This window comes from Streptomyces sp. M92, from assembly GCF_028473745.1.
In the GTDB taxonomy this organism is placed as follows: domain Bacteria; phylum Actinomycetota; class Actinomycetes; order Streptomycetales; family Streptomycetaceae; genus Streptomyces.
The window spans coordinates 6,366,337-6,387,344 of sequence record NZ_CP101137.1 but is presented as its reverse complement, the minus strand read 5'-3'; the positions used below and the strand labels follow the sequence as shown (position 1 = coordinate 6,387,344).

Below are 21,008 nucleotides of genomic sequence, written 5' to 3'. Positions count from 1 at the left end.
AGTGACTGCGCAGGTCAGAGCCGAGCGAGACGCCATCCTGGTGGTGTCGCACAATGGGCGGATGACGCATACCGAGGACGCCGAGGACGCGGCCACCGCACACGCCTGGGAGGTCCTGGGCGGCCGGAGCCAACTGGTTCAGCACGTGTCCTTCGTGGGAGCGGGCGCTGTCCTGCCGTCACGCCTGCCAGTGAGGGAAATGGCGCGGGCCGGCGTCGGAGTGTGTTCGCTGGCGGCGGCGGAACTGCTGGCGCTGCGCAACCGCGTGCCGGTGCCCGCGGTGCGGGTGAACGAGGCGGCGGTGGCCACCGCCTTCGTCAGTGAACGCCACCTGCGAATCGACGGCCGGGCCCCGACGTCCTTCGCCCCGCTGTCCGGGTTCTGGCCGGCTGCCGACGGCTGGGTTCGCACCCACGCCAACTACCCGCACCACCGGGCCCGGCTGCTCAGCGCCCTGGGCATCGCGGACAGGGGAGGGGACCGGGAGCTGGTGGGCGTGCTCTCGAAGGAGTTGGCATCGCGTCCGGCCGAGGAGGTCCAGGAGACCGTCTACGCGGCAGGCGGCCTGGCCGTGGCCGTGGCTGGGGCACCCGCCGCTGCCGGGCCGGCCCTGGTCGAAAGGCGGCACGTGGGCCAGGGCAGTCCTCGGCTGCCGGCACCCGCACCGGTGCCGGCCCAGGACGTGCGGGTCCTGGACCTGACCCGTGTCATCGCCGGCCCCGTCGCCACACGGACACTGGCGCTGCTGGGCGCGGACGTGCTGCGCGTCGACGCCCCTCAGCTCCCCGAGGACGCGGATGCCCACGCCGACACCGGTGCGGGCAAACGCTCCACGTTGCTGGACCTCGGCAGCCCCGGCGACCGGCACGCCTTCGAGGACCTGCTCGGCCGGGCGGATGTCGTGGTGACCGGCTACCGCCCCGGTGCCCTGGACCGGCACGGACTGACTCCCGACGTGCTCCTGGACCGGTACCCCGACCTGATCGTGGCCCAACTGTGTGCCTGGGACTGGTCCGGTCCCTGGGCCGGGCGCCGCGGCTTCGACAGCCTGGTCCAGGCCGGTACCGGAATCGCCGCGATGGAGGCCACGGCCGACGGCCGTCCCGGTGTACTGCCCGCACAGGCGCTGGACCACGGAACCGGTTACCTGCTCGCCGCCGCCGTCCTACGTGCGCTGAGCGATCGTCAGGCCACCGGCGGTGGATGTCATCTGCGCCTCTCCCTGGCAGGCACGGCGTCCTGGCTGCTGCACGACATCCGCCCCACCCCTGCACAGGGTGAAGCCGGCACCTACGATTCCGGATCCTGGCTCGCCGAGACCGAATCGCCCTACGGTCGGCTGCGTCACGCCCTGCCCCCGGTCCACTACGACGGCGCACCCACGAACTGGGACCACGCACCGACGCAATGGGGCACCGATCCGCCGAACTGGGCCTGAGGACACGCGACGGCCCTTGGGCTCCGCTTCGAAAGCCCGTACTGCCGACGGCAGAAAGGCGGCCGGATCGGGCTCGCCGGTCAATACAGTCCAGTCTCATGACGACGATTACGACGATTACGACGCGTACGGTCGAGTATCCGGCCGACGGTTTGACGATGGTCGGGTACCTCGCGCTCCCGGCCGGTGCCGACCGCCGGCCCGCAGTGCTGCTCGGACCGGAGGGCATGGGGCTCAGCGACGTCGAGCGCCGCCGGGCCGACGCACTCGCCGAACTGGGATACGTGACGCTGGCCTTCGACCTCCATGGCGGGCGCTATCTGGGCGATCCCGAGGAGATGCTGGCCCGTTGCCTGCCGCTGCTCGCCGATCCCGGCCGGATGCGGGGCATCGGCCATGCGGCGCTCGAAGTGCTGCGCACCGAACCGCGGACCGACCCCGACCGGATCGCCGCCGTCGGCTACGGCACCGGGGGCGCCGTCGGGCTGGAACTCGGGCGCGACGGCGTCAACCTGCGCGCGATCGGCACAGTCAACGCAACCACCACGGGCCGGCCGGGCGAGGCGGCGCGCATTCGCTGCCCGGTGTGGGCCGGAGTCGGGTCGGAGGACCCGATCATGCCGCCAGCGCAACGGAACGCGTTCACCGCTGAGATGCAAGCCGCGGGCGTAGACTGGCGCCTCGCGGTCTACGGCGGCGCCTTGCACGCCTTCCACCATCCGCCGGTCGATCACCCCACGGTCCCCGGCGTCGGCTACCACCCGCGGCACGCGCGGCGAGCCTGGCGCGACGTAGTCGACCTGCTCGCCGAGTGCCTGCCTTTGACGGAGGAGCCGACAGCATCACGAACTCCAGAATGTAGGCGCATCCACCACTCACGGGGGACAAGTTGAGAGAGCTGCTCTGCGTCGCGCCAGAGGTCCGGGACCGGCTCGTCGTTCGGTTCGGAGCTGAGGTGCTGGCCTGGTGTGATGAGTTGCCGACGCTCGTGGACGAACTCGCTGACCGCTGGGACCTGGAGCTTGTCGCGGCGGGCGGAGGAGGCACCTCGCGGGTGTTCCGCTGCTTCAAGCGGGACACCGGCACCTCGGCATGGCTGAAACTCACGCCGGAGACCGGGATCGCCCAGGAGGAGGCCGAAGCTCTGCGGGCCTGGGAGAAGACGCCGTCGGTTGTCACGCTGCTGGCACAGGATCTGACCGTCGGGGCCCTGCTGCTGGCGGACGTGGAGCCGGGTGTGCAGCTGAGCCGGAGTGCGTGGAATCCGGCCGAGGTCGCCGTGTTGCTGCGGGACCTGCGGGACCCCGCCCCCGTGCCGGGCGAGCACTCGGTACTGCGGCGCCTCTCACACCGCGTCGACTTCGTGTTCGACTTGACCGACCGCAGGCTGGCGGCGCGCGCCGTGAACGATCCGGCCGTCACGAAGGTACTTCGGCAGGCGCGAGCGGCGGCCCTGGAACTGGCAGCCAATGGGCCGGTGGGACTCGTGCACGGCGATCTTCATCCGGCCAACGTGCTGTCTGGCCCGGGTGCCCGCCTGGTGGCGATTGATCCGAGGCCGACGTGGGGCGACCCGGACTTCGACGCCGTGGACTGGGTGCTTGAAGGAGTCGCGGATCCAGCCGTGCTGGAGCAGAGGGTCGAGGAGCTGGCGGCGCTGGTTCCCGCCATGTCTCCTCGTCGGGTGCTGGGCTGGTGCCGAGCCCTGGCCGCCCTCGTCGCGGTCCCCAGAACGTGTGCGGGGCGGGACGACGCGGAGACCCGGTTCCTCATGGCTCTGGCCGGCAGCTGAGTGCTCCGTCGGCCTCGACCGAACGGCGTGGAAGTCTTGCAGCCGGCACCGGGCCGCCGGGAAGTCAGCCCAGCAGCGCCAGCAGCCTCCCGACCGCCTCCGTCGCGGGCCGGCCCACCTCGCCGACGGCGGCCGCGATCTGCGCCACGGACGCCGGCACGACGCCCCGCTCGCGCAGGGCGCCCCTGTCGGCGGTGAGCTCGGGCAGTGCGTCGTCGACGGTCCGGGCCTGCTCCGTGCCGAGGCGGGGGCGCAGCTCCCGGAGGAGACGGGTGAGGTCCTCGACGGCGGCACGGAGCCCGGCATCCTGGGGAGCACCGCCGACGGTGCCGTAGTTGATGCCGACGTTGTCCTTGCCGCCGTTCATGTTGACGGTGGGACCGTAGTAGTTCGCCGCGTCGCTCACAGCTTGAACCCCGTGTTCCCCCGGCCGTCCCTCATGTTGACGACCGGACCGTAGTTGTTCGTGTGGCTGTACTGCACTGCTGCACCAGGGCGGCGAACTCGGCTTCCGGATTGTCGATCGTGCACGATCCGTCCGGCTGTCCGGCGCAGCTCGTCCATGCTCGGCAGCGTCACCATCACCTTGGAGCCGCTTGCCATCTCGACCGCCAACACCGGCTTGGCCGACGTGAACAGGCCCTTGCAGACGACGGCCAGGCCGATCACGACGATGACGACCACGAGGTTGCCGTTCTCTCCGGCGCGTGGTTCGCCGTCACCCGCGGAGTCGAGCGCGGCGTAGACCAGGACGGCGCCGATCAGCAATGCCAGCAGGCGGGCGGCGGCCACGCCCCAGGCGCGCTTGAGCCGGAAGGCGTTCACCCAGGTGATGTTGTGCAGTGGGATGGCCACCGACCCCACCCAGAGCATCCGACGGCTGACGCGGAGGACCAGGGGGTCTCCCTCGGCAGGCGCCGGCGGAAGTGGAGGAGGCAGGTATGAAGCGGGCGGTCGGGAAGGCAGGGGAGGTCGCAGTGGCGGCCCGGGCGGTGACGCGCCGGTGCCTTCCGTGCGGTCCATCGCTCCCCCATGCCGTCGCTGCCACCCGAATAGCGCGGGAGCACCATAAAGCGCCGGGAGATGGTCGTGAGGCAGACGAGAAATGGCCAACTCACCGATCGACGGCCTGTGGACGACCCCACGCCGCCGCGTCGGCCGCCACCCGGCCGGCCCCGTGCGACGATGTCGTCCGTGACCGGACCGCTTTCCTCGCCCGCCGCCGGAGACGCTCGCCGCCACCGCGGCCTGGGCTCCCGCTCCGCCGCCGCGCTGGTCTTCGGGTCGTCGGCCGCGGTCCTGGTCGTCGAGATCGTCGCGCTGCGGCTGCTCGCTCCCTACCTCGGCCTCACCCTGGAAACCAGCACCATGGTGATCGGTATCGCCCTCACCGCGATCGCCCTCGGCTCCTGGCTGGGCGGGCGCCTCGCGGACCAGGTCGACCCGCGCCGGCTCATCGGCCCCTCGCTCGGGGTGTCGGGCGCGGTCGTGGCGCTCACCCCCGCCGTGCTGCGCTCCACCGCGGAGTGGGCGCCCGTGCTGCTCCTGATCGTCGCGGGCCTGACCATCCTCGTCCCGGGCGCGCTGCTCTCCGCCGTGACGCCGATGGTGACCAAGCTGCGCCTGACGAGCCTCGACGAGACCGGGACGGTCGTCGGCCGGCTGTCCGGCGTCGGGACCGTCGGAGCCATCGTCGGCACCGTCCTCACCGGCTTCGTCCTCATCTCGCGGCTGCCGGTCAGCGGCATCCTCATCGGCCTCGGCGCACTGCTGATGGCCGGCTCGGCACTCGTGGCCTGGCGAGCGCGCGGGTGGACCGGCACGCCCGCCCTCACCCTGGTGGTCGTGGCCGGCGGCCTCGCCACCGTCCCCGCGCCCGGCGGTTGCGACGCGGAGACCAAGTACCACTGCGCACGGATCGTGGCGGACCCGGGCCGGGACGGCGGACACACGCTCGTACTGGACGGCGTGCGGCACTCCTACGTCGACGTCGACGACCCGGCATTCCTGAAGTTCACCTATGTGCGGGCCCTGGCGTCGGTGGTCGACACCGCCTTTCCCGAGGGCGAGCCGATCACCGCCTATCACCTGGGAGGCGGTGGGCTCACCTTTCCGCGCTACCTCGCGGACGCCCGGCCGGGCACGCGCAGCCTGGTGTCCGAGATCGACGGCGGCGTCGTGCGCATCGACCGCGAGCGGTTCGGGCTGAGGCCGGACTCCGGGATCGACGTGCGCACGGAGGACGGCCGGCTCGGTCTGCGGCGGCTGGAGACGGACAGCCGCGACCTGGTCGTCGGTGACGCCTTCGGGGGCGTCAGCGTGCCGTGGCACCTCACCACGGTGGAGGCGATGAGCGACGTGCGGCGGGTGCTGGACGAGGACGGCCTGTACGCCGCCAACCTGATCGACCACGGTGACCTGGCCTTCGCGCGTGCTGAAGTCGCCACGCTCAGCGAGACGTTCGAGCACGTCGTCCTCGTCGGCGACCCCGTCGACATCGGTTCGGACCGGGCCGCCGCCCCCGACGGCGGCAACCTGGTGGTGCTCGCCTCCGACCGCCCGGTGGACCTGCGTGCGACCCAGGAAGCACTCGACGCCCGGCGAGTCGGATGGCAGCTCGCGACCGGCGACGACCTCACCTCCTGGATCGGCGACGCCCGGCCGCTCACCGACGACCACGCTCCCGTCGACCAGCTCCTCCAGCCCTACGACTCGCGGGGCGGCCGGTGACGGGCACCCGCCGCGGCGGGGCGAGCCGGGTCCGTCCGACGGCTGCCGTGGCCGCCCTTTCGGTCGTCGGAGCGGGACTGGGCCTGCGTTCCGTGGCGGCAGGGGACGTGGCCAAGTACGGCGGGGACAGCCTGTACACCCTGCTCATCTTCACCCTCGTCCTCCTGGCGGCGCCGCGCACGCCGCCCCTGAAGGCCGCCGCGCTCGCGCTGGCCGTGAGCTGGGGCGTCGAGTTCCTCCAGCTCAGTGGCGTGCCGGCGGAGCTCTCCCGGCACAGCACCGCCGCCCGCCTGGTACTGGGTTCGACCTTCAACGCGCCGGACCTGTTCTGGTACGCGGTCGGTGCGCTGGCCGGGTGGCTCGTCGTCGCGTCTTCGGGAGCGGCCGGTGGTGGGCGTTGTTCGTCGCTCGTACGGCGTCGAGCGCATTGACCGGACGTTCGCGAGCGGCTTCCATGACTGGGGGTTCCGGCCGCGGGGCCGGGGGAGGCGTGTCGACCGGGGGGAAGCATGCGTCTTGGGGGAAGAGCGGCCGCCGTCGCCGCTGTGGCCGTGGTGTGCGCCGCCGCACAGACGGTGCCCGCGGGGGCCTTGGAACTGAAGCCCGGCACGGAGCACGTGAACGTCACGTCCGACGACGTGATGGGGAACGAGCGGAGCCGGTACGCCGTGATCAGCGCCAACGGCCGCTACGTGGCCTTCTGGTCGTACGCCTCGAACCTGGCGCCCGGCGACACGGACGTAGCCGCTGACGTCTACGTGAAGGACCTGCGGACCGGACGGGTGCACTGGGCCAGCGACCTGGCCGAGGGCATGGACCGGGGCACGCCGGCCGTCGCCCCGTCCATCAGCGCCGACGGCACCCGGGTCGCCTACCCGACGCTCGACGGGACCGAAGCACACCTCTACGACGTCCGCACGGGCCGCACCGAACGGGTCAGTGACGGCACCGACGCACGGTTCGGCAGCGCCAACGCTCCCGCGATCAGCGGGAACGGACGGTACGTCACCTTCACGGCGCGGCCGGAGCGGGAGCCGTACGCCGATCCCCGCATCCGGGTGCGCGACCTTCGCCGGGGGACCGGCGAGTGGGCCGACGACCCGACGGCCGGGGACGGGCAGCAGGTCGCGCGGCCGACCCTGAGCCACGACGGCCGGCACCTCGCCTACCTCGCCTCCGACCCCGCGACGGCCGACCCGGCCACCCATGTCTACGTGCTCGACCGGCGGGCCGGCCGGCGGACCCGCGTCGACCCCGAGTGCCTGGACGATCCGTCCGAGCACTGGGTCACCGACCCGGTGATGGGAGCGGACGGCCGGCACGTCTCCTTCCGCCTCAACTGCCGGACCTTGCCGCCGCGGGGCACCAACGCCACCGGTGACGTCTTCGTCAAGGACCTGAGGAACGGGGTCCTGCGCCATGTCCTGGGTCCCAGACCGCAGTTCGCCACGCACTCCGGGCGGCTGAGCGCCGACGGCCGGCACGTCGTGTTCGTGGCGGCCGAGGAGCGGGTGCCCCGCGGCCCGCTCCAGGTGGTCTACCTGATGGAGCTGCGCACCGGCCGCACCACGACGGTCACCGCCCGGCCCGACGGCACCGTGAACCAGAGGCCGGCGTCCGGCCCGTCCACCGACGCGCACGGCCGCGCGGTGGCGTACGACGCCGAACCGCTGGACCTGCTGGGGAAGTCGTCCACCGCGACCGAGCGGCAGGTCCTCGTCACGCGCCCGCGCTGATCCGCGTCCCGGCACGGGCACTCCGGCCCCTCACCCGGTCCCCGGTGCGGCGGCCCGGGCCGCTCCTCCCGGTGGCGCGGTGCTCTGCCGTACGACCAGGCGCGTGGCCAGTTCGATGCGCCGGGCCGCCCCGCCGGGGCCGAAGAGCATGCGGGTCGCCTCCTCGGCCATGTGCCGCAGGGGCTGGTGGACCGTGGTCAGCGGCGGGCTCGACCACTGGGCCGGCGGCACGTCGTCGTAGCCGACCACCGAGAGGTCCTCGGGGACGCGCAGGCCCTGGAGGCGGGCCGCCTCCAGTACGCCCAGGGCGTGGAGGTCGCTGCCCGCGAAGACGGCGGTGGGCCGGCCGGGGCCGTCCAGCAGGTCCATGGCGTGCTCGAATCCCCCGCGCACCTGGAAGTCGCCGAAGCGGATCAGACGGGGATCGACGGGCAGGCCCGCCATGGTCATCGCCGAACGGTAGCCGTCGAGGCGGGCCCGTGAGCACAGCATGTCCTCGGGGCCGGTGACGATCGCGACGCGCTCGTGCCCGTGGTCGGTGAGGTGGCGGGTCGCCGCCAGGCCCCCGGCCCAGTTGGCGGAGCCCACGGAGGGCACGTCCGGGTCGGGGTCGCCGGCCGGGTCGACGATGACGAACGGGATGTCACGCGAGCGGAGCCGGTGCTTCACCTCCGCCGGGAGCGAGGAGAAGACCAGCACGACCCCCAGCGGCCTGCGGCGGAGCACGCCCTCGATCCAGTCGGGAGCGGGCGCGTGCCGCGTGCCGCTCCTGGTGAGCACCACGGTCGCCCGGTTGGCCTTGGCAACGTTTTCCACCCCCTTCACCAGCTCCACCGCCCAGACGCTGTCCAGTTCGTGGAAGACGAGTTCGACGAGCGGGAAGCGCGGCCGGTCCGACGTCCGCCGACGGTAGCCGTGCACCTCCAGCAGCCGCTCGACCCGCGACCGGGTGGCGCGGGAGACGTCCGAACGACCGTTGATCACCTTCGAAACTGTCGGAGGTGAGACCCCCGCCTCTTTCGCCACCTCGGCCAGCGTCACCCTGGTGCCCACCTCAACTTCACCGTGCATGCAAGGAGGATAGGTCATGCGATCGATAACGTTTTGGGTCGTCCCGCGCAGGGCCATTGACCGTAAATCCCGACTGACTTTACTGTCCGACGGCATGGACTTTCGGTGATGGAGCCGAAACTTTCGAAAGGCGAACGATGAAGACACGTGCGCGCTTGCCCAGACTGGTCGCCACCGGCGCGACGCTCGCCCTGGCGCTGAGCCTCGCGGCCTGCGGTGACGGGAACGGCGGGGCGTCGTCGGACGACGGCAAGATCCATGTCCTGGTCTACGGGGACGCCACCAACAAGGTCGAGCAGCAGATCGTCGACACCTTCAACAAGACGTCAGACGTCAAGGCGGTGCTCGACACCATCCCCGGTGCCGACTACCAGAAGAAGCTCCAGACGATCATCAACACCCCCCAGGCTCCGGACATCTTCTTCAACTGGGGCGGCGGCAGCATCAAGCCGTTCGTCGAGGCGGACCTGCTGATGCCGCTGGACGACCTGATCAAGAAGAACCCGGACCTGGAGAAGAAGTTCCTGCCGACGGTCTTCGAGAACGCCGTCGTCGACGGCAAGCCGTACGGCATCCCGATGCGCGGCACCCAGCCCGTCCTGCTCTTCCACAACAAGAAGGTCCTCGAAGAGGCGGGCGTCCAGCCGCCGAAGACCTGGGACGAACTGCTCGACGCGGTGGAGAAGCTCAAGGACGAGGGCGTCACGCCGATCGCGCTCGGCGGCGGTGACGTCTGGCCCACTCAGATGTGGTTCCAGTACCTCTACGACCGCATAGCCGGACCGGAGCTGTTCGCGAAGGCCGTCGGGGGCGACAAGAGCGCCTGGGAGAGCCCGGACAGCAAGAAGGCCCTCGACATGATCAGGCAGCTCGTCGACTCCGGCGCCTTCGGCAAGAACTACGACTCCGTCAAGTACACCAACGGCGGCTCGGTCCAGCTGGTGGCCTCCGGCAAGGCCGGCTTCGAGCTGATGGGCTCCTGGTACTACTCCCAGCAGCTCACGGACCACCCGGAGTTCGCCGAGAAGGACCTCGGCTACACCGCCTTCCCGGCCGTCGAGGGCGGCAAGGGCGACCCGGCAGGTGTCGCCGGCAACACCAACAACTACTACTCGGTGATGAAGAAGACCGAGCACCCCGAGGCCGTCGCCGAGTTCCTGAAACTTATGTACTCCGACGAGTTCGTCAAGGCGCAGCTGGAGATCGGCAACCTGCCGACCACCACGAACACCGACAAGTTCATCGACACCTCGGGCACCCCCGAGTACTCGCGCTTCCAGTACGAACTCGTCGCCGACGCCCCCTCGTTCCAGCTGTCCTGGGACCAGGCGTACCCGCAGAAGGCGAGCTCGGACATGCACAAGGCCGTCCAGCAGTTCTTCAACGGACAGCTCGACACGGACGGCTTCATCCAGGCCATGCAGGCCCTCCCGACCGAGTGACGAACGGCTCATGACCACTCAGATCACGAGCGCCCGGCCCGCCGCCGGACCCCGTAAGGAGTCCCGGCGGCGGCCGCCCGCCTCGTCCACGACGAAGGTGGGCCGCCCCGGCTTCGCCTGGGCGCTGCCCGCCGCAGTGTTCTTCGCCCTCTTCGCGATCGTGCCGCTGATCATGGTGGCGGTGCTGTCCTTCATGAGCTGGGACGGGCTCAGCTCGCCCGAGTTCGTCGGCACGGACAACTGGTCGCGCCTCCTCGACGACCCGGTCATGCTCAAGAGCGTCTGGCTGACCCTGCTGCTGACCGCGCTCGGCGTGGTCCTCCAGACCCCGCTGAGCATCCTGCTCGGCGTCTGGGCCGCCGGTCACCAGCGCAACCGCGCCGTCCTGTCGGTCATCTACTTCATCCCGCTGCTGCTGTCCGCGACGGCCGTGTCCGTGCTGTGGCGGGCGCTGCTCGACCCGAACTTCGGCATCCCCGCCGACGCCACCTGGCTGTTCGGCGACGGCAACCTGTTCGGTGAACAGGCCACCGCCATCGGAGTGCTGGCGTTCGTCAGCACCTGGCAGTTCACCCCGTTCCACACGCTGATCTACCAGGGCGCCGCCCGCGCGATCCCGCCGGTGCTGTACCAGGCGGCGGAGATCGACGGGGCGGGCCGCTACCGGCAGTTTTTCCACATCACCCTGCCGCAGCTGCGCACCTCCATGATCACCTCGATGATCCTGATGATCGTCGGCGGTCTGACCACGTTCGAGACGGTCCTCATCCTGACCCAGGGCGGCCCCGGCACCGACACCACCATCAGCGCCTACTACATGTACGACAAGGCGTTCAAGAGCTTCGACTACGGCACCGGCTCCGCGATCGCCCTGACCCTGGTCGTCGCGGCCACGATCATCTCGCTGATCGTCGTCCGGGTCTCCGGCTACGACAAGATGCGCAGTTCCATGGAGGGTGTGTCATGAGGCGCCGACCGAACTACGTGGCCGGCGCCGGCTCGCTCGTCTGGCTGGTCCTGGTCGGCCTGCCGCTGTACGTGATGCTCGCCGCGACCCTGCGCACCCGTCAGGACTACGCCGAGAACGGACCGGTCTCGCTCCCGGACAGCTTCACGCTGGACAACTTCACCGGTGCCTTCGACTCGGGCTTCGGCCAGTACTTCTTCAACACGCTCGTCGTCACCGCGTGCGTGATCGGCATCGTGCTGCTGCTGGTCCCGCCGCTCGCCTACGCGATCGTCCGCAGCCGCGGCCGGGCCACGTCGGCGATCTTCCGGCTGTTCCTGCTCGGTCTCGCCATCCCGGCCCAGGCCGTGATCGTGCCGATGTTCTACCTGATCAGCGAAGCCGGACTCTACGACAACCTGCTCGGCGTCATCCTGCCCACGGCCGCGTTCTGCCTGCCGATGTCCGCCCTCATCCTCAGCGGTGCGATGCGCGACATCTCGCCGGAGCTGTACGAGGCCATGGCGATGGACGGCGCGAGCCCGCGGCGCATGTTCTTCCAGCTCGTGCTGCCGCTGTCGCGCGGCGGACTCTCCACCATCGTGGTGTTCTCCGCGCTCCAGGCGTGGAACGGCTTCCTGTTCCCGCTCGTGCTGACCCAGTCCGACTCCACCAAGGTGGTGACGCTGGGCCTGTACAACTTCCAGACCGCGCACGGCATCGACATCCCCGGTCTGCTGGGGGCCGTGGTGCTGTCGATGACGCCCATCCTGCTCGTCTACCTGTTCGCCCGTCGCGCCCTGGTCCAGGGCCTGATGGGCGTCGGAGGAAAGTGATCGACAACGTGGCCGTTGAGACCGCCCCTGAAGTCCCCCTCTGGAACGACCCCGCCCACCCCGTCTCCACCCGGGTGTCCGCGCTGATCAAGGCGATGACCGTGGAGGAGAAGATCGCCCAGCTGTACGGCGTGTGGGTCGGCGCGTCCGACGAGGGTGGCGACGTAGCCCCCCACCAGCACGACATGGAGGAGGCCGTCGACCTCGACCTGCTCGTGCCCACCGGACTGGGCCAGTTGACCCGTCCCTTCGGCACCGCCCCCGTCGACCCCGCGCTCGGAGCGCTCTCGCTGCTGCGCACCCAGGCGCGCATCGCCTCGGCGAACCGGTTCGGCATCCCCGCCGTCGCGCACGAGGAGTGTCTGGCCGGCTTCGCCGCCTGGGGCGCGACCGCCTACCCCGTCCCGCTGTCCTGGGGCGCCACCTTCGACCCGGACCTCGTCCACCGCATGGCCACCGCGATCGGCCGCGACATGCGCTCCGTCGGCGTCCACCAGGGCCTCGCACCCGTTCTGGACGTGGTGCGCGACGCCCGCTGGGGCCGCGTCGAGGAGACCATCGGCGAGGACCCCTACCTCGTCGGCACCATCGGCACCGCCTATGTGCGCGGTCTGGAGGGAGCCGGAATCGTCGCCACCCTCAAGCACTTCGTCGGCTACTCGGCCTCCCGGGCCGGCCGCAACCTCGCCCCCGCGCCCATGGGGCCGCGCGAGCGCGCCGACGTGCTGCTGCCGCCCTTCGAGATGGCGGTCCGCGAGGGCGGCGCCCGGTCGGTGATGGCGTCCTACACCGACACCGACGGCGTGCCCGCCGCGGCCGACGAGGACCTGCTGACCGGACTGCTCAGGGAAACCTGGGGCTTCGAGGGCACCGTCGTCGCCGACTACTTCGGCATCGCCTTCCTCAAGACCCTGCACGACATCGCCGCCGACTGGGCCGGTGCCGCCGGGGCCGCGCTCGGGGCGGGCGTCGACGTCGAACTGCCCACCGTCAAGACCTTCGGCGCACCCCTGACCGAGGCGGTGGCGGCCGGCCGGGTCCCCGAGGAGGTGATCGACCGAGCCCTGCGCCGGGTGCTCACGCAGAAGGCCGAACTCGGCCTGCTCGACCGGGACTGGGACCCCGTACCGTCCGCGCTGGACGGCGCCGACCTGGACGACCCGGAATCCCTGCGCGGCCGGATCGACCTCGACGGCCCGGAGAACCGGGAGCTGGCCCGCACGGTCGCCGAGGAGGCGGTCGTCCTCCTGAGCAACGACGGCACCCTGCCGCTCGACCGGCCGCGCCGCATCGCCCTGGTCGGACCCAACGCCGACGAGCCCACCGCCGTACTGGGCTGCTACTCCTTCCCCCAGCACATCGGCGTCCACCACCCCAAGACCCCCCTCGGCATCGACCTGCCCACCCTGCGCTCCACGCTGGCCGCCGAGTTCCCCGACGCGGAACTCACGGTCGTACGGGGCACCGGCGTCGACGACGGGGACCTGTCCGGCATCCCCGACGCCGTCCGGGCGGCCCGCGACGCGGACGTCGTCCTCGCCGTGTTGGGCGACCGGGCCGGGCTGTTCGGGCGCGGCACCAGCGGCGAGGGCTGCGACGCGGAGTCGCTGAGCCTGCCCGGCGCGCAGCAGCGGCTCCTCGACGCGCTGCTCGACACCGGCAAGCCGGTCGTGACCGTGCTGCTCGCGGGACGCCCCTATGCCCTGGGCCGGGCCGTGCGGGAGTCCGCGGCTATCGTCCAGTCGTTCTTCCCCGGCGTGGAGGGCACCGCCGCCCTCGCCGCGGTAATCGGCGGACGGACCAACCCCTCGGGCCGGCTGCCGGTCAGCGTGCCCCGCGGTCCGGGTGCCCAGCCGACCACCTACCTCGGGGCCCGGCTCGCTCACGCCAGCGAGGTGTCCAACATCGACCCGACGCCCGCCTTCGGCTTCGGGCACGGCCTCACGTACACCACGTTCGAGTGGTGCGACCTCGTCGTGGACGACGTGAAGGCGCCCACCGACGGGGAGTTCCGGCTGGCCCTCACCGTCCGCAACACCGGCGCGCGGCACGGCACCGAGGTCGTCCAGCTCTACCTGCACGACCCGGTCGCCTCCGTCGTCCAGCCGGTGCGGCGCCTCATCGGTTACACCCGGGTGCCGTTGGAGGCGGGGGAGGAGCGCCGGCTGCGCGTCACGGTCCCGGCCGACCTCGCCGCGTTCACCGGCCGCGACGGTCACCGCCTCGTCGAACCGGGCGATCTGGAACTGAGGTTCGCCGCCTCCAGCACCGATCCGCGTCTGACGGCGACGGTCACCCTCACGGGCCCGACGCGCCGCGTCGACCACAACCGGCGACTGCACGCCGACTTCGGCGTCGAAGGCGCCGCCGACGCCTGATCCGCCGGCGGATCACGAGGGGCGCAGTCGGCAATTCGCCCGGGTGCGCCGCTCGTCGGCGGTTGTCCGCCCGTACGATGAGGCCATGACGCGATGCTCAGCCGGACGCCAGCTCCAGTTCGTCGGCCTCGCCCACGGCGCCGTCGGCGCCGTGGTCTACCGCGACGTGCTCGCCGATCTGGCGCGCGGGAACCTCCTGGGCTCCGTGCCGGACCGGGGCGATGGGGCCACCGCCTTCTGGTTCCTGGCCGCCGCGCCCGCCCTGTGGATGGGCGGCCGGCTGCTGCGGTCCGCGGAGGAGCACCGGGACGTCCCCGCCCAGCGCGCCGCCGGGGCCGTGCTGGCCGCCGTCGGCGTGGCGGGAACCGCGGTGATGCCGAAGGGCGGCTTCCCCGCCCTCTTGGCGATCGGCGGCCTGGTGCTGCGCAGGACGCTGCGCGGCTGAGCCGGGTCAGCGCACCACGTCGAAGACCTGCTTCTGCAGGCCGTTGGCGTAGACCTCGTGCTCGACGAGCTTCAGCTTCTGGGTGTCCTTGTCCGTGGTGCTGAACAGCCGCTTGCCCGCGCCGAGCAGGAGCGGGAAGACCAGCAGGTGGTACCGGTCGATCAGACCGGCGTCCGACAGGCTCCGGTTCAGCGCCGCGCTGCCGTGGACGATGATCGGGCCGCCCTCGGTCTCCTTCAGCGCGGCGACCTCGTCGAGCGAGCGCAGGATGGTGATCTCGTTCCAGTTCGAGACCAGGTCGTCCTCGCCGAGGGTGGTGGAGACGACGTACTTCGGCATCACCTTGTAGTCGGCGAACTCCTCCATGTCCGGCCACACCGGGCTGAACGCCTCGTAGCTGACCCGGCCCATCATCAGCGCCGTGGCCTCCTTCTGCTCGCGGCCCTTGATGCCGTACGCCTCGGGCAGGAACTCCACGTCCTTGAAGGTCCACCCGGAGTTGCGGTAACCGGGCTCGCCGCCCGGGGCCTCCACGACGCCGTCGAGCGAGACGAAGGCGGTGCTGATCAAGGTACGCATCTCGGGTTCCCCACTGTCTGTCTCAGGTCCGGTTTCCAGCACGTTCAGGATGTAGGACCGGCGGTCGGCGGGAAACTCATCGCCGCGTCTCGCATGGACCTCAGACGGTCGTCACGACCGTCGTCGCCGCCGTCACCGCGACGATCACCGCCAGCGCGTCCTCCGTGGCCTTCACCACGTGGCGCACGGCCGCCGCGGACCAGCGTCCCTGCGAGACCGACTCCATGGCCGCCACCACGCGGCGCGCGTCGGCGTCCGGGAAGGCCAGGCGGTGCAGCTTCGCTCCGTGCAACAGGGCCACCAGGGACGCCGTGCGCTCGTCCGGTGCCGCACCGCCCAGGACGACGGCCTCCAGGCGCCGGCGCACCGCCGCCTCCACGGAGCCGTCGGCCTCCGGGTAGCGGCGTACCGGGAAGAGCCCGAGCACCTTCTTGCGCTCCTCGCGGATCAGGCCCTTGACGATCAGGCCGGTGTTCGCACGGTCCGCCGGGTCCGTCTTCAGCCGCTCGATCCAGTCCTTGGCCGTGCCCGGCTCGCCGTCGCCGACGGCCTCGAGCGCGGCGTCCAGGGCGGGCTCGCCCAGCGGCGTCGCGTCGACGACGGTGACCTTCTCGTCGGTCACGTCGACGCGGCCGGCCAGGGACAGCTCCACCAGCGCGGCCGCGGCGATCGCCGGCGCCACCCGCGCCGTCTCCCTCGCGGTGCCGGACTCGTCGTCCAGCGAGAGGAGCAGGAGCTGCTCCCCGAGGGTGGTGGGGATTTCCGGTACTTCACGGATCTCAGTGGGGGATGTCATGCGTTCGGTCCTTCGGGGTCTGGCCGGGCGGGCGGTCGCGGGCGAGGCTTTCGCCTGTGTCTTCACGGACGCCCCTACCCGTGCCCGCCGTTCCCGCACCGCCGATTCCCCCGGCGCGGTCAGCGCCCCCGCAGGGCGTCGAGTGCCTGGAGCGCCACGTGGAGTTCGGTGCGCTGCTCGCCGGATTCCAGGTCGCGGCCGAGCACCCGCTCGATGGTGCGCAGGCGTTGGTAGACGGTCTCCCGGGACACGCCAGCCGCGCGGGCGGCGACGGTCTTGTTGCCGGCGGCGTCCAGGTAGTTCCGCAGGGTGGCCAGGAGGCCGGTGCCGTGCCGTGCGTCGTGGTCGAGGAGGCGGCCCAGCTGCCGTTCCGCGTACTCCTGGACCCGGGTGTCGTCGCGGAGCGCGAAGAGCAGGCGGCGCAGGCCGATGTCGGACCGTTCGTGGAAGGAGCGGTCCGGGGGCAGGGGCTGCCCGGGCCCGGTCGCCTCGGCCACCCGGGCCGCCTCGCGGAACGAGCGGGCGACGTCGGCGAGGTCCCCGGCCGGGGAGCCGACGCTCACGGTCGTCCCCGGGGCCGGGTCCAGGACGGTCCGGCTCACCCGCTCGACCGCCTGCCGCCACGGCTGGGACGGGCGCAGCGCCAGCAGCACGCCGATGCGGGCGGGGGCCAGGAGGCCGACGAGCGCATGTGCTCCCGACGCGTCCAGCTCCTCGGAGAGGCGGGCCTCGGTCCTCGCGGTGTCCGATTCGGCCGGGACGTCGGCGAGGACGGCGACGAAGCGGGTGTGCTCCGTGGGCAGCCCGAGCGCCGCGACGCGGGCGCGCGCGTCCGCGGGGGAGTGGTGGCGCTGTTCAGCGAGGTCGCGCAGGGCGTTGCGGTGCGCGGCGCGTTCCCAGGGCGTGGGATGGGTGAGGCGGGCGATGGTGAGGGCCATCGCGGTGCGCTCCAGGACGGTGACGTCCTCGGGACCGAAGGGCGGGGGAGCGGCCGTGCGGGCCGGGGCGGACGTGCCCGACGGGTCGTGGAGCATGGCCACCCGTCCCCAGGTCTCGCCCTGGTACTCCACCGGCGCCACGAGCCAGCCCTCGGACCCGCGGATTCCCGCCCGGTCGGCGGCGGGGGTGGACCGGGAGCGCCGTTCCCAGTCGGTGAGCACGGCTTCCGCGGTGCTGCCGGAGGGCTCGCAGACCAGTGCCCGGTGGACCAGGTTCTCCAGTACGACCGTGCGTCCGCTCATCTCCGCCGCGGCGCGCAGCACGTCCTCGGGACCGGCGCCCCGCAGGGTGAGGGCGGTGAACGCCTCGTGGACGCGCTGGGTCCGACGCATCGCGTCCGCCTGGTTGCCGAGGAGCAGCGCGTGAACGACCTGCGTGACCTCCAGGAAGTTCACGTCCTTGGCCAGCGTGACCAGGGGCAGACCGCGCGCCCGGCAGGCGTCGACCAGCGCGTCGGGCGGCCGGTGGTACCGGCGGACGAGCTCGATGACCAGGGCCGCGGCGCCCACCGCGGCGAGTTCGTCGACGTAGCGGCGCACCCCGCCGGTGTCATCGGGCAGCGGCATGCCGGTGGTGAGGACCAGTTCGCCGCCCTTGAGGAAGGAGGCGGGGTCCGTCAGCTCGGTGATGTGGACCCAGCGCACCGGGCGGTCGACGTGCTCCATTCCGGTCACCACGCGCGGGTCGCCGTCGGCCACGACCGGCAGCGCCAGCACGTCGGCCACGGTGAGCGGACGGCCCCCCGGGCCCGGGTACGGGGCGGGCACGGGGGTGGCCGTGCCGGCCGGGACGGGTCCCGGAGCCGGGTCCCGGTTCTCGCTCACGGTGCCTCCCTGCGCGCCTGTCGTCACTCTGACAAGCGTCACTGACCTGCGCAAGGGCGCCCGGGCCCCGCCCCGGACAACCAAGGGCGCGGCACGGTGGAGCACACCGGTTGACACAACGTCCGAAGACCGCGCCCCGCCCGGACAGTTCACGCGTTGTCCGGGCGCGCACCGCGGGCATGCTCGGGGGACGCAGCAGAACCGACGACCAGGCCGGGAGACGAGCATGACCGCACTGTCGCCGCACCTTCGCCAGGCCACGCCCGTGACGGCGGTCCGGGGCGAGGGCGTCCACCTCTACGGCGAGGACGGCCGCCGCCATCTGGACTTCACCGCCGGCATCGGCGTCACCAGCACCGGGCACTGCCACCCCAGGGTGGTGGCCGCCGCCCAGGAGCAGGTGGGCACGCTGATCCACGGCCAGTACACGACCGTCATGCACCAGCCGCTGCGCCGGCTCGTCGAACGGCTCGGCGAGGTGCTGCCCGCCGGGCTGGACAGCCTGTTCTTCACCAACTCCGGCAGCGAGGCGGTGGAGGCGGCGCTGCGCCTGGCCCGCCAGGCCACCGGCCGGCCCAACGTCCTGGTCTGCCACGGCGGGTTCCACGGCCGCACCGTGGCCGCCGCCTCCATGACCACCTCCGGCACCCGCTTCCGGTCCGGCTTCTCCCCGCTGATGAGCGGCGTGGTCGTCACCCCTTTCCCGACCGCGTTCCGCTACGGCTGGGACGAGGACACCGCCACCCGCTTCGCCCTGAGGGAACTCGACTACACCCTTCAGACGATCTCCTCGCCCGCCGACACCGCCGCCGTCATCGTCGAGCCGGTCCTCGGCGAGGGCGGGTACGTGCCCGCGAACCGCACCTTCATGGAAGGCCTGCGCGAACGGGCGGACCGGCACGGCTTCCTGCTGATCCTGGACGAGGTGCAGACCGGCGTGGGCCGCACCGGCCGGTTCTGGGGCCACGAGCACTTCGGCGTCACCCCCGACGTCCTCGTCACGGCCAAGGGGCTGGCCAGCGGCTTCCCGCTGTCCGGGATCGCCGCCCCCGAGGAACTGATGCGCAAGGCCTGGCCGGGCTCCCAGGGCGGCACCTACGGCGCCAACGCGGTGGCGTGCGCGGCGGCCTGCGCCACCCTCGACGTGGTGCGCGACGAGAAGCTCGTCGAGAACGCCGAGGCCATGGGGGCGCGGCTGCGCCACGGACTGGAGGCGGTGGCGGACCGCACGCCGGCCATCGGGGACGTGCGCGGGATGGGGCTGATGCTGGCCTCCGAGTTCGTCACCGAGGACGGCGAGCCCGACCCCGAAACCGCCGCCCGGGTCCAGCGGGCCGCCGTCGACGAGGGCCTGCTGTTGCTGCTGTGCGGCGCCTGGAACCAGGTGGTGCGGATGATCCCGGCGCTGGTGATCGGCGAGTCGGAGATCGACGAGGGGCTGCGGGCCTGGGCGGCCGCGGTGGAGGCCGGCACGTCGCGGGGCGCGGACCGGTGAGCACGGCGAGGAGGAGCGCGATGACCGACGACACACCGACCCGGCTGTTCATCGGCGGAGCGTGGGCGGACGCCGCCGACGGCGCCGTCATGCCCGTGGACGACCCCGCGACCGGCGAGGTCCTCCGCCACGTCGCCGACGCGGGACCCAAAGACGCCCGGCTCGCCGAGGAGGCGGCGGTCCAGGCGCAGGAGGAGTGGGCCCGGACGGCGCCCCGGGCCCGCAGCGAGATCCTGCGCCGCGCCTACGAGATCATCCTCGACCGCACCGACGCGCTCGCCCGCCTGATGACGGCCGAGATGGGCAAGCCGCTCGCGGAGGCCCGGGGCGAGGTGGCGTACGCGGCGGAGTTCTTCCGCTGGTTCTCCGAGGAGGCCGTCCGCGTCGACGGCGGTCACGGCGTCCTGCCCGACGGACGCAACCGCATGCTGCTCTCCCGGCGACCGGTCGGCCCCTGCCTGCTGATCACGCCGTGGAACTTCCCGCTGGCCATGGGCACCCGCAAGATCGGTCCGGCGGTCGCGGCCGGCTGCACGATGGTCCTCAAACCGGCCCCGCAGACACCGCTGTCCAGCCTCGCCCTCGCCGCGATCCTCCAGGAGGCCGGGCTGCCGGACGGCGTCCTCAACGTCGTCACCACCTCCCGGGCGGGCGAGGTGTGCGAACCGCTGCTGCGCGGCGGGCGGATCCGCAAGCTGTCCTTCACCGGCTCCACGGCCGTCGGGCGGCTGCTCCTGGCCCAGTGCGCGGACACGGTCGTGCGCACGTCGATGGAGCTGGGCGGCAACGCGCCGTTCATCGTCTTCGACGACGCCGACCTGGACAAGGCGGTGGACGGCGCGATGGTCGCGAAGATGCGCAACATGGGCGAGGCGTGCACCGCCGCGAACCGCTTCTTCGTCCACAGCTCGGTGGCCGGAGAGTTCGGCCGGCGTCTGGCCGAGCGCATGGGAGCCCTCGTGGTCGGCCCCGGTACCCGGGACGGCGTCGACGTCGGCCCGCTGATCGACGCCGCCGGACGGGCCAAGGTGGAGGCCCTGGTCGCCGACGCGGTGGAACGCGGGGCTCAGGTGCTCGTGGGCGGCCGCACCCCGGACGGGCCCGGCTGCTTCTACCCGCCCACCGTGCTCACGGGAGTCTCCCCCGGCAGCCGGCTGATGGAGACGGAGATCTTCGGACCGGTAGCCGCGATCCTCACCTTCGACGACGAGGACGAGGTGGTGCGCCGCGCCAACGACACCCCCTGGGGACTCGTCGGCTACCTCTTCACCGAGGGCCTCGACCGCGCCCTGCGCGTCGGCGAGCGCCTGGAGGTCGGCATGGTCGGTCTCAACACCGGCCTCGTCTCCAACCCGGCCGCGCCCTTCGGGGGGATCAAGCAGTCCGGGCTCGGCCGTGAGGGCGGGACGGTGGGGATCGAGGAGTTCCTGGAGTACCAGTACATCGCGGTGCCGACGGCCCGGTGACCATCCGGGCTTTGCATGGCCATGCGTTGTCATGC

Annotated in this window: 19 protein-coding genes; 13 read left to right on the top strand and 6 right to left on the bottom strand. The window is 72.1% G+C overall.

The features are described 5' to 3' along the window. Positions 1-61 precede the first annotated feature (61 nt). From M6G08_RS29235 to M6G08_RS29225, 3 genes are all read left to right on the top strand, one after another. The gene (locus M6G08_RS29235) at positions 62-1,438 is read left to right on the top strand and encodes a CoA transferase (protein WP_272590114.1); all 1,377 of its coding nucleotides are present in this window, start codon (positions 62-64) and stop codon (positions 1,436-1,438) included. 107 nt (positions 1,439-1,545) lie between these two features. After that, positions 1,546-2,331: a dienelactone hydrolase family protein gene (locus M6G08_RS29230; protein WP_272591465.1), complete on the top strand. Its 786-nt coding sequence runs from the start codon at positions 1,546-1,548 to the stop codon at positions 2,329-2,331. 95 nt (positions 2,332-2,426) lie between these two features. Next, positions 2,427-3,230, top strand: a complete 804-nt coding sequence (locus M6G08_RS29225; RefSeq protein WP_272590113.1) for an aminoglycoside phosphotransferase family protein — start codon at positions 2,427-2,429, stop codon at positions 3,228-3,230. A 64-nt stretch (positions 3,231-3,294) separates the two neighbouring features. Here the strand turns inward: M6G08_RS29225 and M6G08_RS29220 are convergent, their stop codons facing one another. Together M6G08_RS29220 and M6G08_RS29215 are read right to left on the bottom strand one after the other, a co-directional pair. Further along, positions 3,295-3,636 (bottom strand): hypothetical protein, encoded by a 342-nt coding sequence (locus tag M6G08_RS29220; protein WP_272590112.1) that lies wholly within the window; start codon positions 3,634-3,636, stop codon positions 3,295-3,297. Next, entirely contained in the window at positions 3,633-4,253 is a 621-nt protein-coding gene (locus tag M6G08_RS29215; RefSeq protein ID WP_443048986.1) for a DUF6232 family protein, read from the bottom strand. The genes M6G08_RS29220 and M6G08_RS29215 overlap by 4 nt, the downstream gene beginning before the upstream one ends. 162 nt (positions 4,254-4,415) lie before the next feature. Here M6G08_RS29215 and M6G08_RS29210 point away from each other — a divergent pair, with 162 nt between their 5' ends. The 3 genes from M6G08_RS29210 (at position 4,416) to M6G08_RS29200 (ending at position 7,696) form a co-directional block, all read left to right on the top strand. Continuing rightward, complete coding sequence (locus M6G08_RS29210) at positions 4,416-5,960, top strand: fused MFS/spermidine synthase (RefSeq protein ID WP_383141705.1); 1,545 nt, start codon at positions 4,416-4,418, stop codon at positions 5,958-5,960. 47 nt (positions 5,961-6,007) lie between these two features. After that, positions 6,008-6,391, top strand: a complete 384-nt coding sequence (locus tag M6G08_RS29205) for a ribosomal maturation YjgA family protein (protein WP_383141708.1) — start codon at positions 6,008-6,010, stop codon at positions 6,389-6,391. Between the two features lie 78 nt (positions 6,392-6,469). After that, a complete protein-coding gene (locus M6G08_RS29200) occupies positions 6,470-7,696 on the top strand; it encodes a TolB family protein (protein WP_272590108.1) in 1,227 nt (408 codons plus the stop codon). 30 nt (positions 7,697-7,726) lie between these two features. Here the strand turns inward: M6G08_RS29200 and M6G08_RS29195 are convergent, their stop codons facing one another. After that, positions 7,727-8,767, bottom strand: a complete 1,041-nt coding sequence (locus M6G08_RS29195) for a LacI family DNA-binding transcriptional regulator (RefSeq protein ID WP_272590107.1) — start codon at positions 8,765-8,767, stop codon at positions 7,727-7,729. Positions 8,768-8,904: 137 nt separating this feature from the next. Between M6G08_RS29195 and M6G08_RS29190 the strand changes: the two genes are divergently transcribed. The 5 genes from M6G08_RS29190 to M6G08_RS29170 all read left to right on the top strand — a co-directional run bounded on the left by M6G08_RS29190 (position 8,905) and on the right by M6G08_RS29170 (position 14,814). Continuing rightward, positions 8,905-10,209: an ABC transporter substrate-binding protein gene (locus M6G08_RS29190; protein WP_272590106.1), complete on the top strand. Its 1,305-nt coding sequence runs from the start codon at positions 8,905-8,907 to the stop codon at positions 10,207-10,209. Between the two features lie 10 nt (positions 10,210-10,219). After that, positions 10,220-11,176: a carbohydrate ABC transporter permease gene (locus M6G08_RS29185; protein ID WP_272590105.1), complete on the top strand. Its 957-nt coding sequence runs from the start codon at positions 10,220-10,222 to the stop codon at positions 11,174-11,176. Then, complete coding sequence (locus tag M6G08_RS29180; protein WP_272590104.1) at positions 11,173-11,991, top strand: carbohydrate ABC transporter permease; 819 nt, start codon at positions 11,173-11,175, stop codon at positions 11,989-11,991. The genes M6G08_RS29185 and M6G08_RS29180 overlap by 4 nt, the downstream gene beginning before the upstream one ends. Then, the gene (locus M6G08_RS29175; RefSeq protein ID WP_272590103.1) at positions 11,988-14,369 is read left to right on the top strand and encodes a beta-xylosidase/alpha-l-arabinosidase; all 2,382 of its coding nucleotides are present in this window, start codon (positions 11,988-11,990) and stop codon (positions 14,367-14,369) included. The genes M6G08_RS29180 and M6G08_RS29175 overlap by 4 nt, the downstream gene beginning before the upstream one ends. Positions 14,370-14,454: 85 nt before the next feature. Continuing rightward, positions 14,455-14,814, top strand: a complete 360-nt coding sequence (locus M6G08_RS29170; protein ID WP_272590102.1) for a DUF6463 family protein — start codon at positions 14,455-14,457, stop codon at positions 14,812-14,814. Positions 14,815-14,820: 6 nt separating this feature from the next. Here the strand turns inward: M6G08_RS29170 and M6G08_RS29165 are convergent, their stop codons facing one another. The 3 genes from M6G08_RS29165 to M6G08_RS29155 form a co-directional block, all read right to left on the bottom strand. Continuing rightward, entirely contained in the window at positions 14,821-15,393 is a 573-nt protein-coding gene (locus tag M6G08_RS29165) for a dihydrofolate reductase family protein (RefSeq protein ID WP_272590101.1), read from the bottom strand. A gap of 100 nt (positions 15,394-15,493) precedes the next feature. Then, positions 15,494-16,189, bottom strand: coding sequence for a GOLPH3/VPS74 family protein (locus tag M6G08_RS29160; RefSeq protein WP_272590100.1), 696 nt, complete (start codon positions 16,187-16,189; stop codon positions 15,494-15,496). Positions 16,190-16,308: 119 nt separating this feature from the next. Further along, positions 16,309-17,955, bottom strand: a complete 1,647-nt coding sequence (locus tag M6G08_RS29155; RefSeq protein ID WP_443049024.1) for a PucR family transcriptional regulator — start codon at positions 17,953-17,955, stop codon at positions 16,309-16,311. Between the two features lie 283 nt (positions 17,956-18,238). On the opposite strand from M6G08_RS29155, the gene M6G08_RS29150 reads away from it, so the two are divergent. Beyond that, a complete protein-coding gene (locus M6G08_RS29150) occupies positions 18,239-19,507 on the top strand; it encodes an aspartate aminotransferase family protein (protein ID WP_272590098.1) in 1,269 nt (422 codons plus the stop codon). A 20-nt stretch (positions 19,508-19,527) separates the two neighbouring features. Beyond that, positions 19,528-20,973 (top strand): NAD-dependent succinate-semialdehyde dehydrogenase, encoded by a 1,446-nt coding sequence (locus M6G08_RS29145; RefSeq protein WP_272590097.1) that lies wholly within the window; start codon positions 19,528-19,530, stop codon positions 20,971-20,973. The last annotated feature ends 35 nt before the right edge of the window (positions 20,974-21,008 follow it).

Coding starts and splice junctions, on each gene's coding strand:
- M6G08_RS29160 (WP_272590100.1), bottom strand. CDS start 16,189: ATGACATCCCCCACTGAGATCCGTGAAGTACCGGAAATCCCCACCACC.
- M6G08_RS29185 (WP_272590105.1), top strand. CDS start 10,220: ATGACCACTCAGATCACGAGCGCCCGGCCCGCCGCCGGACCCCGTAAG.
- M6G08_RS29210 (WP_383141705.1), top strand. CDS start 4,416: ATGTCGTCCGTGACCGGACCGCTTTCCTCGCCCGCCGCCGGAGACGCT.
- M6G08_RS29200 (WP_272590108.1), top strand. CDS start 6,470: ATGCGTCTTGGGGGAAGAGCGGCCGCCGTCGCCGCTGTGGCCGTGGTG.
- M6G08_RS29190 (WP_272590106.1), top strand. CDS start 8,905: ATGAAGACACGTGCGCGCTTGCCCAGACTGGTCGCCACCGGCGCGACG.
- M6G08_RS29170 (WP_272590102.1), top strand. CDS start 14,455: ATGACGCGATGCTCAGCCGGACGCCAGCTCCAGTTCGTCGGCCTCGCC.
- M6G08_RS29235 (WP_272590114.1), top strand. CDS start 62: ATGACGCATACCGAGGACGCCGAGGACGCGGCCACCGCACACGCCTGG.
- M6G08_RS29195 (WP_272590107.1), bottom strand. CDS start 8,767: ATGCACGGTGAAGTTGAGGTGGGCACCAGGGTGACGCTGGCCGAGGTG.
- M6G08_RS29180 (WP_272590104.1), top strand. CDS start 11,173: ATGAGGCGCCGACCGAACTACGTGGCCGGCGCCGGCTCGCTCGTCTGG.
- M6G08_RS29145 (WP_272590097.1), top strand. CDS start 19,528: ATGACCGACGACACACCGACCCGGCTGTTCATCGGCGGAGCGTGGGCG.
- M6G08_RS29165 (WP_272590101.1), bottom strand. CDS start 15,393: ATGCGTACCTTGATCAGCACCGCCTTCGTCTCGCTCGACGGCGTCGTG.
- M6G08_RS29150 (WP_272590098.1), top strand. CDS start 18,239: ATGACCGCACTGTCGCCGCACCTTCGCCAGGCCACGCCCGTGACGGCG.
- M6G08_RS29215 (WP_443048986.1), bottom strand. CDS start 4,253: ATGGACCGCACGGAAGGCACCGGCGCGTCACCGCCCGGGCCGCCACTG.